The following is a 14917-nucleotide window of genomic DNA, read 5'->3' as shown; positions in this document are numbered from 1 at the left end:
ATTTCAGAAAGGATGAGCTATGAAAAAAACAAAGCAAAAAGGTGTCTGGCTTCAAGTGGGGTTGATCATAGTTTTTATCAGCGGAGTTATTATCGCGCTTTACCCCTTTTATGTCGGTGCTTTGAATAATTTTATCGATCGTTATCGAGTGGGGCGGATCGCACATGAAAATACGCAGCAGAATGTGGCACGTTTGGCAAAGCTAGAGGCTAAGAATAAACAGGCAATTAAAGAAGTAAAAAATGACCCCTTTAAGAATACTTCAAATAAGACCAAGGTCGATCTAAAAAAGCATTTGATCGGTAAGGTGATCATTCCAAAGATCGCCGTTGACATTCCGTTGTTTGACACGACAAATAGTCAAACGCTCCAATACGGAGCTGCGGTCTTAGATGGGACGGCTTATCCTGTTGGCGGAAAAGGAACACACAGTGTGGTCTCTAGTCACCGCGGGCTGCCTGAGCGGAAATTATTTACCGATCTCAATAAATTAAAGCAAGGTGATATTTTTATTTTTGAAGTCTACAATAAAAAGCTTGCTTATCAGATCGAAGAAATAAGGACCGTGTTACCAAACGATCTGTCAGTCTTACAAGCTGAGTCAGATAGAGATCTGGCCTCGCTTTTGACCTGTACCCCGTATATGTTAAATACACATCGTTTGGTGCTAAAGGGACATCGGATACCATATACTGCCAAAATGGATGAACAAAGTAAAGATGCAGTTTGGCGTAATTTTATCAAAAATATGCTGATCTTACTCGCCTGTGCACTACTGTTTGGTTGGTTGCTTTATCTTTTGGGCGCTACGATCTATGGTGCACTATTGAAAAAGCAAAGGTTTGATTTAGAGTTTCACTGTGTTGATATTAAAGGGCGACCGCTCACTGGAAAAGAATTTGGATTATATGACAAACGGGGGAAAAAACTTTTACAGCGCAATGGACGGCCGTATTTAGTCAAAAGCGATGCCCAAGGTAAAGTTCGTTTCGCCCATTTGCCGGGTGGACTCTATAGTATTTTGTTGGAAGATGCTACGAGAAAGGAACGGATGGTAGTGGGTATCAAGAAACGTAGTGAGCAGCAGGGAAAATTTTACCCTAAGAAATGGCAACGACCTAAAGTGACGCATTTGGATAATGGATATAATTGGATCTTTTGAGTGATAAAGTTCGTATTTTGGTATATTTATGTACCGAGATACGAACTTTGTTTTGATGTTTTATATATTTAAGTTTATATTTTTAAAATTTCAACAATAAATATTCGGTGCTTTTGGTTGACGTGATAGAAGGAGTTTGTTATCTTATAGATGTGAATTGTCGAATTATATTTATTGTATGTTGTTTTAAAGTTCGTTTTTAAAGTTAAAGGAGCAAAAATATAGCCATGGGCGAAGTAATTTATACAGGAAAAGCAAAACAAATGTGGAGCACAGATGATCCAGAAGTCTTACGGGTCGTTTATATGGATCAGGCAACTGCTTTGAATGGCAAGAAAAAAGACCAGATCAAAGGTAAAGGACAGATCAATAATGAGATCTCGACATTGGTCTTTGAATATTTGGCTGAGCAAGGGATCAAGACCCACTTCATCAAAAAGTTATCCCCGACAGAAGAATTGGTACATAAAGTTGAGATCATTCCACTCGAAGCGGTGACTCGTAATGTAGCTACCGGCCACTTTGTCACCCGCTTTGGAGTTGAAGACGGTCTGGTGTTTGAGACACCAGTTGAAGAAACATACTACAAAAGTGATGCTTTAGATGATCCTTTCATCAATGAATCACAGACTCTAGCCCTTGGTTTAGCAACTAAAGCCGAACTCACCGAGATCTGGGATCTTTCACGCAAGACAAATCAATTGCTAACAGCGTTATTTGCTAAAGCTGATCTGACTTTAGTAGACTTCAAACTTGAATTTGGGCGTTTAAGTGACGGTACTTTAGTTTTAGCCGATGAATTTTCACCTGATAATTGCCGGCTTTGGGACAAAAAAACTAAGGCTCATATGGACAAAGATGTTTATCGACAAGATCTAGGTGAGTTGACCCCAGTTTATGAAGAAGTTTTAGCTCGCTTACAACAAGTTTTAGAGGAGGAAAAGTAATGACTGACGTAAGAATCTATGTGACTTATAAGGAATCCGTCTTTGATCCCCAAGGTGATACGATCAAACAAGCGATCCATGCATTAGGGCATGATGAAGTCAAAGATGTTAAGGTAGGTAAATTCTTTGATGTGACTCTTGATCCAAGTAAAAAAGATATTGAGACTGCAGTTAAAGAAGTAGCTGAAGAATTACTGGTCAATTTTAATCTTGAAACTTATCGCTATGAGATCATGGAGGAAGCCTAATGAAGATCGCAGTCGTTGTTTTTCCAGGATCCAATTGTGATATTGATCTCTATGAGGCTTTGCATACAGTTTTGAACGCAGATGTAGAGTATGTTTCGCATAAATGTGAAGATCTAAGTGATTTTGATGCCGTAATGTTACCCGGTGGCTTTTCTTACGGAGATTACTTGCGCTGTGGTGCGATCGCGCGTTTTTCTAAGGTCATGCCTGAGATCGTAAAGATGGCCCAAGCCGGTAAACCAGTCTTTGGAACTTGCAATGGTTTCCAGATCTTGACTGAAGCGGGTCTGTTGCCCGGTGCCTTGAAACAAAATGATAGTTTGAAATTTGTTTGCAAGACAGTACCTTTGAGAGTCGAAAATACTAAAACGCCATTTACACATCAATATCAGCAAGATGAAGTGATCAAATTACCGATCGCACATGCTGATGGCAGTTACTTTGCTGACGAAGCTACTTTGTCTGAACTAGAAGCTAATGGACAAGTTGTTTTCCGCTATGCGGGAGAAAATCCCAATGGTAGTTTGCATGATATTGCGGGGATCTGCAATAAGCAAGGAAATGTTTTAGGGATGATGCCACACCCAGAACGAGCAGTAGAAGCTTTATTAGGCAATGAGGATGGTTTACGCGTCTTCAAATCATTATTGGAAAATGGCACAGTTAAAACGGAGGAAAGCTAATGGCTGAAATGACACCAGAAGAGATCAAAACCAAAAAACCATATCTTGAATGGGGTTTGACCCAAAAAGAGTACGATTATATCTGTGATGAATTGCTCCAGCGCTTACCAAACTATACGGAAACAGGGCTATTTTCGGTCATGTGGAGCGAGCATTGTTCTTATAAGAAGTCTAAGCCAGTTTTGCGCCTATTTCCTACCAAAAATGAACGTGTTTTACAAGGACCAGGGGAAGGTGCCGGGATCGTTGATATTGGTGATGGCTTAGCGGTAGTTTTTAAAGCTGAAAGTCATAATCATCCTTCTGCTGTTGAACCCTACGAAGGTGCAGCCACTGGGGTCGGTGGGATCTTGCGCGATATTTTTAGTATGGGTGCGCGTCCCGTTGCCTCACTTGACTCATTACATTTTGGCGAATTGACGGATGCGCGGACCAAATATTTAGTCAATGGCGTCGTAGCGGGGATCGGCGGTTACGGTAACTGTATGGGGATCCCAACTGTCGGCGGTGAGATGACTTTTGATGAATGTTATCGTGGCAACTGTTTAGTTAATGCGATGAGTGTCGGCTTGATGGAACAAAAAGATATGCAAAAAGGACGGGCTGCTGGTGTTGGCAATGCCGTGATCTATGTCGGTGCCAAGACCGGACGTGATGGGATCCACGGTGCAACTTTTGCGTCAAGTGATTTCAGTGACGAAAAAGAGACACAACGTTCAGCTGTTCAGGTCGGTAATCCATTTATGGAAAAATTACTCATGGAAGCTTGTTTGAAATTGACCCATGACCATAAGGATTGGTTGGTCGGGATCCAAGATATGGGAGCAGCAGGGATCGCTTCATCATCTTGTGAGATGGCCTCAAAGGCGGATAGTGGCTTGGTCTTAGAGTTAGATAAAGTACCACAACGTGAAAGTGAAATGTCAGCTTATGAGATCATGTTATCTGAATCACAAGAACGGATGTTACTTTGTGTGCATAAAGGGTATGAAGAAAAGGTCATCGAATTATTCAAAGATTTTGACCTTGAAGCTGTTGTGATCGGACGTGTAACGGATGATGGCCAATATCTTTTGAAACATCATGGCCAAGTAGTCTGTGATATTCCAGTCAAAACTTTAACGGATGATGTTTTAGAAGAACCAAGCCAAGAAAAAGTACCACAACGTTTGCTAAAAGCTAAAGAAATGCCCCACTGGGTCCCAACGATCACCGAGCCTAAACAAACTTTACTCGAGTTGTTGCAGCAGCCAACGATCGCTTCAAAAGAAATGTTTACACAGACTTATGATTCACAAGTACGCACGAGCACAGTCTTAGGACCAGGAAGCGATGCAGGTGTGATCCGAGTTCGAAAAACAAATAAAGCTTTAGCGATGACAACAGATGGTAATGGGCGTTTTATCTATTTAGATCCAAAGATCGGTGGGCAAATGGTAGTCGCTGAAGCCTGTGCCAATATTATCTCTAGTGGTGCTTTGCCGCTAGCGATGACAGATTGTTTGAATTATGGTGATCCCAATGATCCTGAGATCTACTATGAATTACATCATTCTGTTGCGGGGATGGCCCAAGCCTGTGAAGTCTTTGATACACCAGTTATCTCAGGTAACGTATCTTTATATAATGAAACCAATGGTGAAGCGATCTACGGAACTCCGATGGTCGGGATGGTCGGTTTGATCGAAGATGTTTTGCGTATCATCCCTTCGACCGTAAAAAATGCGGGTGATGCTTTGTATTTAGTTGGTCCAAAGACAAAAGCTGACTTTTCAGGTAGCGAGATCCAAAAGATGCAGACGGGTAAAATCTTTGGGGCGCTAAATGAATTAGATCTGCCTAATTTGAATAAGATAATGAAACAACTTTTAACAGCCATGCAAACTGGCTTGGTCACAAGCAGTCATGATGCTAGTGAAGGTGGTTTAGGTGTTTGTTTAGCTGAAACATTATTTAACAGTGAGTTGGGGGCTAAAGTAACGCTAAACTTGAGTAGTTCAGAATTCTTTAGTGAAACGCCAGGTCGTTTTATCGTCAGTGTTCCGCAAAATAAGCGCACTGAATTTGAGAAAACTTTAGGGGCAGCGCAAAGTTTTTTAGGTGAAGTAGATAGCATGCCTAAGTTAGCTGTGACCTTAACTGATGCAGAATTTGAAGTTGAAGTAAGCGAAGCACAAAAATTATGGGAGGAAGCGATACCGTGCCTCATGAAATCAAAGGATTAAACGAAGAATGTGGTGTATTTGGTGTTTTTGATACTAAAAAAGCCAATCAATTGACATATTTTGGTTTACACAGTCTACAACACCGCGGTCAAGAAGGTGCGGGGATCGTCTCAAGTGATGGTACCAAGCTCAAACAATTCAGAAATAAAGGTTTATTGGCTGAGGTCTTTGCTAATGAAGCTGATCTGGATAGTTTAGACGGGAACGCTGCGATCGGGCATGTTCGCTATGCAACTAGTGGTAATGATTCGATCAATAATCTCCAGCCTTTCTTATTCAACTTTTATGATGATGAAGTTGCGTTGGCACATAATGGTAATTTGACTAATGCTAAAAGCCTTAGGCGTCAATTGGAAAAAGCGGGCTCGGTTTTTCACTCTAATTCTGATACTGAGATCTTGATCCACTTGATCAGGCAAAAACGAGATCTGGATTTTATCGATGCCTTAAAAGCAAGTTTAAATGAGATCAAAGGTGGCTTTGCCTTTCTTTTGTTGCAAAAGGATCGCTTGATCGCAGCTTTGGATCCTAATGGCTTTCGGCCGTTATGTATCGGACAACTTAAAAATAAAGCCTATGTCGTTGCAAGCGAGACCTGTGCTTTGGATATGATCGGCGCTAAATTCGTTCGAGATGTTAAACCAGGTGAATTGATCATTATCGATAAAGATGGTCTGCATATCGATACTTATACTGATGCCACTAAATTGGCAGTTTGTTCAATGGAATATATTTATTTTGCGCGACCGGACTCGATCATCCACGGTGTTAATGTGCATACTGCTCGTAAACGGATGGGGCGTTTGTTGGCAAAAGAACAACCAGTTGATGCTGATATCGTGATCGGCGTTCCCAATTCATCTTTATCAGCAGCTTCGGGTTTTGCCGAAGAAGCTGGATTACCATATGAAATGGGCTTGATCAAGAGTCAATATGTGGCTAGAACCTTTATCCAGCCGACCCAAGAATTGCGTGAGCGTGGGGTCAAATTAAAGCTCTCAGCTGTTCGGGGGGTCGTGGAAGGTAAAAAAGTTGCGATCATTGATGATTCGATCGTGCGGGGGACGACTTCAAAGCAGATCGTTAAACTTTTAAAAGAGGCGGGTGCTAAGGAAGTACATATGCGGATCGCTTCACCACCATTGCGTTTTCCATGTTTTTATGGGATCGATATTTCAACTAGAGCGGAATTGATCGCGGCCGATCACAGTATTCAAGAGATCTGTGAGTTGATCGGCGCTGATTCACTGGGCTTTTTGAGTACGGAAAGTTTGATCAAGGCGATCGATATCCCTAGTGGTAGAAAGGTCGAAAATGGTGGCCTGACAGTCGCTTACTTTGATGGCAAATATCCGACGCCACTGTATGATTATGAAGCTGATTATTTAGCCTCACTCAAGCAACAAGAAGAAAGGAATTTTTTGCGATGAGTCGTTATCAAGAAGCCGGTGTTGACGTTAATGCTGGTTATGAAATGGTCAAAAAGATCAAACAAGATGTTGCTTCGACTGCACGTTTAGGGATGCTAGGTAGTCTAGGAAGCTTTGGTGGGATGTTTGATCTGAGTGTTTTGGATCTAAAACACCCGGTTTTAGTTTCAGGAACTGATGGTGTAGGGACGAAATTGCTGATCGCCCAGGCCTTAGACAAGCATGACACGATCGGGATCGATTGCGTAGCGATGTGTGTTAACGATATTTTAGCTCAAGGGGCTGAACCGTTATATTTTTTAGATTATATCGCTACTGGAAAAAATGATCCGACTAAGATGGCACAGATCGTTTCTGGTGTAGCAGAAGGCTGTCGCCAAGCTGGGGCGGCTTTGATCGGAGGCGAAACAGCTGAAATGCCTGATATGTATGCTCCAACTGAATATGATCTAGCTGGTTTTGCTGTCGGAGCGGTCGAAAAGAGTAAACTTTTGGATGAAAGCCACCCTAAAGCAGGGATGAAATTGATCGGTCTACCTTCAAGCGGTCTACACTCTAATGGCTTTTCATTAGTTAGACAGATCTTATTCAAAGATCATCAGCTAAACTTGGACGATCGCCCAGCAGAACTTTTAGGTAAAAGTGTTGGTGAAGTGCTATTAGAGCCTACTCGGATCTATGTCAAAGCTGTTTTACCATTGATCAAACAAGGCTTGATAAGTGGTGTTAGTCATATCACAGGCGGTGGTTTGCTTGAAAATTTACCGCGCATGTTTGAAGATGGATTGCAGGCACGATTGGATTATGCTTCATGGGATAAGCCTGCGATCTTTGGGTATTTGAGAGATCTAGGTGAGCTAAAGCAAGCTGATCTATTAGAGACTTTCAACTTAGGGATCGGGTTAGTTTTAGCAGTTGCACCGCAGAATGTTCCAGCGGTCAAAGACTTATTACAGCAGGCTGCTGAGCCGTTTTACGAGATCGGAGAATTGGTAAAACGACCTGAAAATGCAGCTAAGATCGAGATCGATTTTTAAGGGGGGATTTGATGCGCACAGCAATTTTTGCATCGGGTAGCGGTTCAAATTTTGAAGTTTTAGCCCAAAAATTTCAAGCCGGTGAATTTAAGGCTGAGCTGGTGCTATTATTTAGTGACCATCCGGATGCTTTTGTGATCAAACGTGCCCAGAAACTAAAGGTCCCCTACGAGACTTTTACCGTCAAAGAATGTGGGAGCAAAGTTTCATATGAAAAACGTATTATGGAGATCTTAAAGAAGTATCGGGTCGATTTTATCATCTTAGCGGGTTATATGCGTGTTTTAGGTGAAAAGATCGTCTTAGCTTATGATAAACGGATCGTTAATCTACACCCAGCATATTTGCCTGAATACCAAGGACTACATGCGATCGAACGGGCTTTTAGCGATCATCAAACGCAAGGCAAAAGTCAGACCGGCGTGACGATCCATTATGTCGATACTGGCTTAGATACGGGGCCAGCGATCTTACAAAAGCATGTCCCGATCTATCCAGATGACACATTAGAAACGCTCGAGCAGCGGATCCATGCGTGTGAACATGAATTGTATCCTCAAGCACTAAAGCAGATATTTAAAGGAGAATAAGCGTGAAAAGAGCATTGATCAGTCTTTCAGATAAAAGTGGTATCGTTGAATTTGCCCAAGGATTAGTCGCAAATGATTTTGAGATCATTTCGACAGGGGGCACCCAAAAAATGTTAGAAGAAGCTGGGATCAAGACCCTGGCGGTAGAAGAAGTAACTAATTTTCCTGAGATCTTAGATGGTCGGGTCAAGACGTTGAATCCATATATCCATGGTGGTCTTTTAGGTAGACGTGACTTATCCGAGCATGTTGCAACAATGAAAAAATTAGCGATCAGCCCGATCGATCTAGTATGTGTCAACTTATATCCTTTCAAAGAAACGATCACTGATCCTAGCAAGGATTTTGCAGATGCGATCGAAAATATCGATATCGGTGGACCAAGTATGTTGCGTTCAGCCGCTAAAAACTTCAATGATGTGACGGTGGTCGTAGATAAAGCTGATTATGAGAAAGTTTTAGACGAATTGAACAATGAAGGTAATACGACTTTAGCAACACGTAAAAAATTAGCGGCTAAAGCTTTTGAACATACAGCGAGCTATGATGCGATGATCGCACATTACTTTGCTGAGCAATTACATGAAGTTGCACCAGAGAAGTTGACGCTGACCTATGAATTAGAATCAGAAATGCGCTATGGCGAAAATTCGCATCAACCGGCTTGGTTCTATCGGGATGCTTTGCCTAAAAAATATGCGATCACTTCCGCTAAGCAATTAAATGGTAAGCAATTATCCTATAACAATATCAAGGATGCCGATGCTGCACTGCGGATCGCACGCGAATTCGAAGAGCCAACAGTGGTCGCTTTAAAACATATGAATCCATGTGGGATCGGACAAGCAGATAACTTGGAAAAAGCTTGGGATCTAGCTTATGCGGCCGATCCGATCTCGATCTTTGGTGGTATTATCGTGTTGAATCGTCCAGTCGATGTCAAAACGGCTGAAAAAATGCATAAGCTCTTCTTAGAGATCATTATCGCACCTAGTTTTGAGCCTGCTGCTCTAGAAGTTTTGAAGCAAAAGAAGAATTTACGTTTATTAGAGTTAGATTTTAGTGCTAAAGATGAGACGCCAGCTTTTGAAACGGTTTCTGTTATGGGAGGCTTGTTGGTCCAAGAACAAGATATGACGTTAGAAGATCTCGCCGATTGGACTGTTGTTACGAAAAAAGCGCCAACTAAAGCACAAGAAAAAGCATTATTACTTGCTTTAAAGGCGGTCAAGCATACTAAATCTAATGCGATCGTAATAGCTAATACTGAACGTACATTAGGGATCGGAGCTGGTCAACCTAATCGGATCGACTCGACCAAGATCGCAGTGGGCCATGCTAAAGAATTTATTGATGATGAAACAGTTTTGGCCTCAGATGCCTTTTTCCCAATGGATGACTGTGTTGAATATGCGGCTAAAAATGGGATCAAGGCGATCATTCAACCGGGTGGGTCGATCCGCGATGAAGATTCGATCAAAATGGCTGATAAGTATGGCATCGCAATGTTGACTACGGGTATCAGACACTTTAGACACTGATAGGCGAGGGTGAAACGCAAATGAAAGATGATTTAAAATTGTTAGTCGTTGGTTCTGGCGGACGTGAACATGCGATCGCTAAAAAATTATTAGCTAGTTCACATGTTAGTCAAGTTTATTGTGCTCCAGGTAATCCGGGTATGACAGTGGATGGGATCATACCGGTTGCGATCTCTGAACTCGATTTTTTGGCACTTAAAGGTTTTTGTTATGAAGAAAAGATCGCCTGGACTTTTGTAGGACCCGAAAATGCATTAGTTGCTGGGATCGTGGATTCATTTGAAGCAGATGGTCTAAAGATCTTTGGCCCAGCCAAGATAGCGGCTCAGTTGGAAGGTTCAAAAGACTTTGCGATGCGCTTTATGAATAAGTATGCTGTTCCAACGGCAAAATTTGCCACTTTTTCTGACTCGGCTTCAGCGATCGAAGGGCTAACAGAATTTAGTGAACCCGTCGTGATCAAGGCGGATGGATTGGCAGCTGGTAAGGGGGTCGTGATCGCCCAAACAAAAGAACAGGCTAGAGAAGAGATCGCGTTGATGTTTAAAAAGGGACAAAAGCGCCTCGTACTCTCAGAATTTTTGGCTGGAGCTGAATACTCACTCTTTGTTGCGGTAGGTCGTAAAGACTACCGGATACTACCGATGGCTCAAGACCATAAGCGAGCCTTTAATTTTGATAAAGGTTTGAATACTGGCGGGATGGGGGCGTATAGTCCATTACCACAATTGCCAGAAACAGATTATCAGCGGATGTTACATGAAGTTGTTGAACCAACGATCGCTGGCTTGCGTCAAGAGAAGTTTGATTACTGTGGGATCTTATATATCGGGTTGATCATGACTGAGCAAGGTCCTAAAGTCATTGAATACAATGTGCGTTTAGGCGATCCTGAGACACAGGTCGTCTTACCTCGGATCACATCTGACTTTGCGCAGTTGATCGACTGTGCCCTTAATGGTGACGCCTTGCCAGCGATCGAAGTAACAGCTAAAGCTTGCTTAGGTGTAGTCGTAGCGGCTGCTGGCTATCCTGGTGAGTATCTCAAAGGGCAAGTTTTGCCCGAATTACAAGCAACAGATGAGATCAAGGTCGATTATGCTAATGTCAGTGAAAGATCAGAGCAGTTTGTGGGGAATGGTGGCCGTTTACTGTGTGTTTTAGCGCTAGAAGATGACCTTCAGCTGGCACAAGCGAAAGCATATAGCTATTTAGCGCAACATAAATTTGTGGATTGCTATTATCGACATGATATCGGAGCTAAAGCCACAGGAAAGTTCGCTGGAGTTACTGGAAAACTTGAAAAATTGAACTAGGATAAAGCATGTGAGATGATCAGGTCGCCATGATGCCATAGCATTGTGGTGGCCTTTTGTTGTTTGCCAGTTATGATATATGTTTTGGAGGTCAATGAAAGCTTTTTTGACTTGTCTTATATTTTGAGAAATGGTATTTTTAGGGGGAAATAATTTGGACAAGGTAGGAAACTAGATGAGTAATTTTATGTATCAAGCATTCAGTGAAGTCGCTAAGCAAAAAGCTTTTGTGACGGCAGCTAAAGTATTGAATGTGACACCATCAGCGATCAGTCATTCGATCAATGGTCTAGAAAAAGAGTTGGGTTTTGCACTATTTTTCCGTAATCGCAATGGAGTTCAATTGACCTCTGCTGGAGAAAAGATCTTACCGATCGTCCGTGAACTATTGAATACCGAAGATAAGTTATTAGAAGAAGCTGCTCGGATCAACGGGCTAGATCAAGGACGATTGCGGATCGGGGCTTTCAGTAGTGTTTGTATCAATTGGCTCCCTGATATGATCAATACTTTCAAAAAGAATCATCCCGAGATCGAAGTTTCGGTCTGGCAGGGAAATTTTAATGAAGTTATCCAGCAGATCAAATTAGGTGAGATCGATATTGGTTTTTCCGCTTTACCGATCAAAGAGAATCTGGAAGTTTTACCGTTATATCGAGATGAGATCTACTGTGTTGCGCCTGAAGGATTTACACCACAAGATAAAAAAGCTGTTGTGGCTAGTGATGTGGCGGATAAACCGTTTATTCTCCAAGAGATCGATTATGATCGTAATACTAAAGAAGCCTTGGATGATTATAATGTTTCTGTCAATTCGATCCAGTACAGTATCGATGATGCTTCGATCATTGCAATGGTCGAATCAGGGCTTGGTTTTGGGATCTTACCGGAATTAGCCCTACAAAAACTTTCGGGGAATGTCGTGCAGTATCCCTTTGCCAAACGACATTTTCGGACAATTGCTTTAGTAACACATAATAAGGCCCAGCAAACACCTTCGACACGGGCTTTTATCCGAGTCATTGTGGACTATTTAACAGCGCGTTATGGTGGGTTAGTGTAGCGATCACAGTAAGAATTGTTAAAAAAATTAAATAAAGTCAAATTTATTGACTAAGGTACTTGCATCTAGCATCAAAGTTTGTTAATATTCATAGGACATTGCCAGGCAAAGTAGGTGAATATTAATCAATGGAAACAAAATTAAAAGTTGGCGACAAAGTGACATGTGATAAGTTTGCTTCATTGACACATGATTTTGTCGGTGCGATCGAAAAGATCTATGAAAATTCTGCAGTTGTTGAGATCTTAGAACATCATAAAGATGATACCGTAGTTGTGAGCGATTTCCATAATCGTGCTGTAGTAGCTTTAGATCACATGAAAAAGAAAACAGCATAAAAATTCAAAAAAAAGATGACAAACGAAGATAAGGGTGCTATAATTATCTTTGTTGTTGCGGGTGTAGTTTAGTGGTAAAATCCCAGCTTCCCAAGCTGATGTCGCGAGTTCGATTCTCGTCACCCGCTTCAAAGAGCATCTTTGGTCTCGGCCGGAGATGTTTTTTATTTAAGTTAAGAAAACTCGATGATAGAAGAAAAGTAACCTGTGGCAGCGTTAAGCGAGTCTGGGAGGGTGGAAGCCAGATCGTGTAAACAGGTGAAGCGCGCTTTTTAGAGTACAAGTGAATATTTGAGTGGATATTGATCAAATAGAGTGGTACCGCGGGAATTTCTCGTCTCTTGCAAAGTGTTATTTAACGCTATGCAAGAGACGTTTTTATTTTTAAAGGAGGATGTTAGTGATGAAGGACTACAAACAATTAGTGGCTCAAGCAGTATATGCAGCAGTTGATGGCCAGTTAAGTGAAGAAGCGATCGTTGAAAAGATCGAACAACCAAAAGACCTTAAGTTAGGGGACTATGCTTTTCCAGCATTCGTGTTAGCTAAGGTCTTGCGTAAAGCACCACAAATGATCGCACAAGAATTGGTCGAAAAGATCGATACGACTAATTTTGAAAAAGTTGAAGCTGTCGGACCTTACGTAAACTTTTTCCTAGATAAAGCAGCTTTTAGTGAAGATGTTTTACATGATGTTTTGACTAAACAAGAACATTTTGGCGATGCAACGACTGGAAATGGTCGTCAAGTTCCGATCGATATGTCTTCACCTAATATCGCTAAACCAATGTCGATGGGCCACTTACGTTCGACTGTGATCGGTAACTCGATCGCACTTTTAATGGAAAAATCTGGTTACAAACCGGTCAAGATCAACCACTTAGGTGACTGGGGCACACAATTTGGTAAATTGATGCGCGCTTATGAACTTTGGGGAAGTGAAGAAGAAGTTAAAAATGATCCGATCAACTCCTTATTAGGCTATTACGTACGTTTCCACAAAGAAGACGTTGAAAATCCTCAATTAGATGATGAAGCTCGTGATTGGTTCAAACGTTTAGAGGATGGGGATGAAGAAGCGACTCGTCTTTGGAAATGGTTTAGAGAAGAATCACTTAAAGCTTTCACAACTGTCTATGACCGTCTAGGGATCGAATTTGATTCTTACAACGGTGAAGCTTTCTACAACGATAAGATGGATGAAGTCGTCGAGATCTTAGAAGATAAGGGATTATTAAAAGAAAGTCAAGGAGCTCAGATCGTGGATCTTGAAGAGTATAACTTGAATCCTGCTTTGATCAAAAAGACTGACGGGGCAACACTTTACATTACACGTGACTTAGCAGCAGCAATGTATCGTAAACGGACTTATGATTTTGCGCAATCCTTGTACGTCGTTGGGAACGAACAATCAAATCACTTCAAGCAATTGAAGGCAGTCTTAAAAGAAATGGGTTATGATTGGTCCGATGATATCCATCACATTCCATTTGGTTTGATCACACAAGGTGGTAAGAAACTCTCTACACGTTCAGGGCGTGTCATCTTATTAGAAAAAGTTTTAGATGATGCGGTTGCTTTGGCTAAAGAACAGATCGAAGCTAAAAATCCTAATTTAGCCAATAAAGATCAAGTGGCTGAAGAAGTCGGTGTTGGCGCCGTAGTTTTCCATGACCTTAAGAATGAACGTTTGAATAACTTTGACTTTGACCTAGAAGAAGTCGTTCGTTTTGAAGGGGAGACTGGACCTTATGTTCAATATTCCCATGCAAGAGCAATGAGTATTTTGCGTAAAGCAGGTGTGACTGAGATCGACCCAGCTAAGGCATATGCAGTAACAGATGAAAATGCTTGGGAAACTTTGCGTCTATTAGGTGAATTCCCAGAAACTGTTGCTCGAGCAGTCGCAGAATACGAACCATCTGTGATCGCTAAGTATGCGATCCATTTGGCAAAAGCCTTCAACAAGTACTATGCTCATTCTAAGATCTTAGTAGAAGATGACCAATTAGAAGCACGTTTAGCTTTAGTAGCTAGTGTAGCCGATGTTTTGAAGGAAGCGTTACGTCTTTTAGGTGTAGCTGCACCAGACGAAATGTAAAAATATACTACTAATAAGACTTGAAAAGCTAAAAAACAGAGGCTGTGACCTAAGTAGTGTCGTTGTTCTTACCTCTACAAATCTTTGAAAAATGGTATGTTTAGAGATAAAGGAAGATATCTTCAAAATTTCAATGTTTGGAATTTGGAGATGTCTTTTTACTTATGTCGCAGCTTCCGGCGTTTATTATTCTTTTGCTATCCTGAAGAAAATGGTTTTAAATTTTATTTAACCTG

The 14917-nt window shown here is 41.5% G+C and carries 13 protein-coding genes and 1 tRNA gene; all 14 read left to right on the top strand.

What is annotated here, in order from left to right:
* The first annotated feature begins 19 nt into the window (after window positions 1-19).
* The 14 genes from LMU01S_RS06385 to argS all read left to right on the top strand — a co-directional run bounded on the left by LMU01S_RS06385 (window position 20) and on the right by argS (window position 14681).
* Window positions 20-1162 carry a class C sortase gene (locus LMU01S_RS06385; protein ID WP_056959997.1) on the top strand — a complete coding sequence of 381 codons (1143 nt, stop codon included), beginning with the start codon at window positions 20-22 and terminating at the stop codon, window positions 1160-1162.
* 227 nt (window positions 1163-1389) lie between these two features.
* Window positions 1390-2109, top strand: coding sequence for a phosphoribosylaminoimidazolesuccinocarboxamide synthase (gene purC, locus LMU01S_RS06380; RefSeq protein WP_056959995.1), 720 nt, complete (start codon window positions 1390-1392; stop codon window positions 2107-2109).
* Window positions 2109-2357: a phosphoribosylformylglycinamidine synthase subunit PurS gene (gene purS, locus LMU01S_RS06375; RefSeq protein WP_010689231.1), complete on the top strand. Its 249-nt coding sequence runs from the start codon at window positions 2109-2111 to the stop codon at window positions 2355-2357. The genes purC and purS overlap by 1 nt, the downstream gene beginning before the upstream one ends.
* Entirely contained in the window at window positions 2357-3040 is a 684-nt protein-coding gene (purQ, locus tag LMU01S_RS06370; RefSeq protein ID WP_056959993.1) for a phosphoribosylformylglycinamidine synthase subunit PurQ, read from the top strand. Before purS ends, purQ begins: the two co-directional genes overlap by 1 nt.
* Window positions 3040-5265, top strand: a complete 2226-nt coding sequence (purL, locus tag LMU01S_RS06365; protein WP_056959991.1) for a phosphoribosylformylglycinamidine synthase subunit PurL — start codon at window positions 3040-3042, stop codon at window positions 5263-5265. Before purQ ends, purL begins: the two co-directional genes overlap by 1 nt.
* Complete coding sequence (gene purF, locus LMU01S_RS06360) at window positions 5241-6695, top strand: amidophosphoribosyltransferase (RefSeq protein WP_056959989.1); 1455 nt, start codon at window positions 5241-5243, stop codon at window positions 6693-6695. Before purL ends, purF begins: the two co-directional genes overlap by 25 nt.
* Entirely contained in the window at window positions 6692-7732 is a 1041-nt protein-coding gene (purM, locus tag LMU01S_RS06355) for a phosphoribosylformylglycinamidine cyclo-ligase (protein WP_056959987.1), read from the top strand. The genes purF and purM overlap by 4 nt, the downstream gene beginning before the upstream one ends.
* Window positions 7733-7743: 11 nt before the next feature.
* Window positions 7744-8322 (top strand): phosphoribosylglycinamide formyltransferase, encoded by a 579-nt coding sequence (gene purN / locus LMU01S_RS06350; RefSeq protein ID WP_056959985.1) that lies wholly within the window; start codon window positions 7744-7746, stop codon window positions 8320-8322.
* 2 nt (window positions 8323-8324) lie between these two features.
* A complete protein-coding gene (gene purH, locus LMU01S_RS06345; RefSeq protein ID WP_056959982.1) occupies window positions 8325-9863 on the top strand; it encodes a bifunctional phosphoribosylaminoimidazolecarboxamide formyltransferase/IMP cyclohydrolase in 1539 nt (512 codons plus the stop codon).
* Window positions 9864-9883: 20 nt separating this feature from the next.
* Window positions 9884-11179 (top strand): phosphoribosylamine--glycine ligase, encoded by a 1296-nt coding sequence (gene purD / locus LMU01S_RS06340; protein ID WP_056959980.1) that lies wholly within the window; start codon window positions 9884-9886, stop codon window positions 11177-11179.
* A 175-nt stretch (window positions 11180-11354) separates the two neighbouring features.
* Window positions 11355-12242, top strand: coding sequence for a LysR family transcriptional regulator (locus LMU01S_RS06335; RefSeq protein ID WP_056959978.1), 888 nt, complete (start codon window positions 11355-11357; stop codon window positions 12240-12242).
* A 128-nt stretch (window positions 12243-12370) separates the two neighbouring features.
* A complete protein-coding gene (locus tag LMU01S_RS06330; RefSeq protein WP_004048157.1) occupies window positions 12371-12580 on the top strand; it encodes a hypothetical protein in 210 nt (69 codons plus the stop codon).
* A 57-nt stretch (window positions 12581-12637) separates the two neighbouring features.
* A tRNA-Gly gene (locus tag LMU01S_RS06325) sits at window positions 12638-12708 on the top strand.
* Between the two features lie 275 nt (window positions 12709-12983).
* The gene (argS, locus tag LMU01S_RS06320) at window positions 12984-14681 is read left to right on the top strand and encodes an arginine--tRNA ligase (RefSeq protein ID WP_056959976.1); all 1698 of its coding nucleotides are present in this window, start codon (window positions 12984-12986) and stop codon (window positions 14679-14681) included.
* The last annotated feature ends 236 nt before the right edge of the window (window positions 14682-14917 follow it).

This window comes from Ligilactobacillus murinus DSM 20452 = NBRC 14221 (genome assembly GCF_001591685.1).
In the GTDB taxonomy this organism is placed as follows: domain Bacteria; phylum Bacillota; class Bacilli; order Lactobacillales; family Lactobacillaceae; genus Ligilactobacillus; species Ligilactobacillus murinus.
This window is presented reverse-complemented; position numbering and strand designations above follow the sequence as displayed.

Excerpts from the sequence above, each read along its gene's own strand:
- purD (WP_056959980.1), top strand. The coding sequence starts at position 9,884 with ATGAAAGATGATTTAAAATTGTTAGTCGTTGGTTCTGGCGGACGTGAA.
- purS (WP_010689231.1), top strand. The coding sequence starts at position 2,109 with ATGACTGACGTAAGAATCTATGTGACTTATAAGGAATCCGTCTTTGAT.
- LMU01S_RS06335 (WP_056959978.1), top strand. The coding sequence starts at position 11,355 with ATGAGTAATTTTATGTATCAAGCATTCAGTGAAGTCGCTAAGCAAAAA.
- purQ (WP_056959993.1), top strand. The coding sequence starts at position 2,357 with ATGAAGATCGCAGTCGTTGTTTTTCCAGGATCCAATTGTGATATTGAT.
- LMU01S_RS06385 (WP_056959997.1), top strand. The coding sequence starts at position 20 with ATGAAAAAAACAAAGCAAAAAGGTGTCTGGCTTCAAGTGGGGTTGATC.
- purL (WP_056959991.1), top strand. The coding sequence starts at position 3,040 with ATGGCTGAAATGACACCAGAAGAGATCAAAACCAAAAAACCATATCTT.
- purC (WP_056959995.1), top strand. The coding sequence starts at position 1,390 with ATGGGCGAAGTAATTTATACAGGAAAAGCAAAACAAATGTGGAGCACA.
- LMU01S_RS06330 (WP_004048157.1), top strand. The coding sequence starts at position 12,371 with ATGGAAACAAAATTAAAAGTTGGCGACAAAGTGACATGTGATAAGTTT.
- purN (WP_056959985.1), top strand. The coding sequence starts at position 7,744 with ATGCGCACAGCAATTTTTGCATCGGGTAGCGGTTCAAATTTTGAAGTT.
- purM (WP_056959987.1), top strand. The coding sequence starts at position 6,692 with ATGAGTCGTTATCAAGAAGCCGGTGTTGACGTTAATGCTGGTTATGAA.
- argS (WP_056959976.1), top strand. The coding sequence starts at position 12,984 with ATGAAGGACTACAAACAATTAGTGGCTCAAGCAGTATATGCAGCAGTT.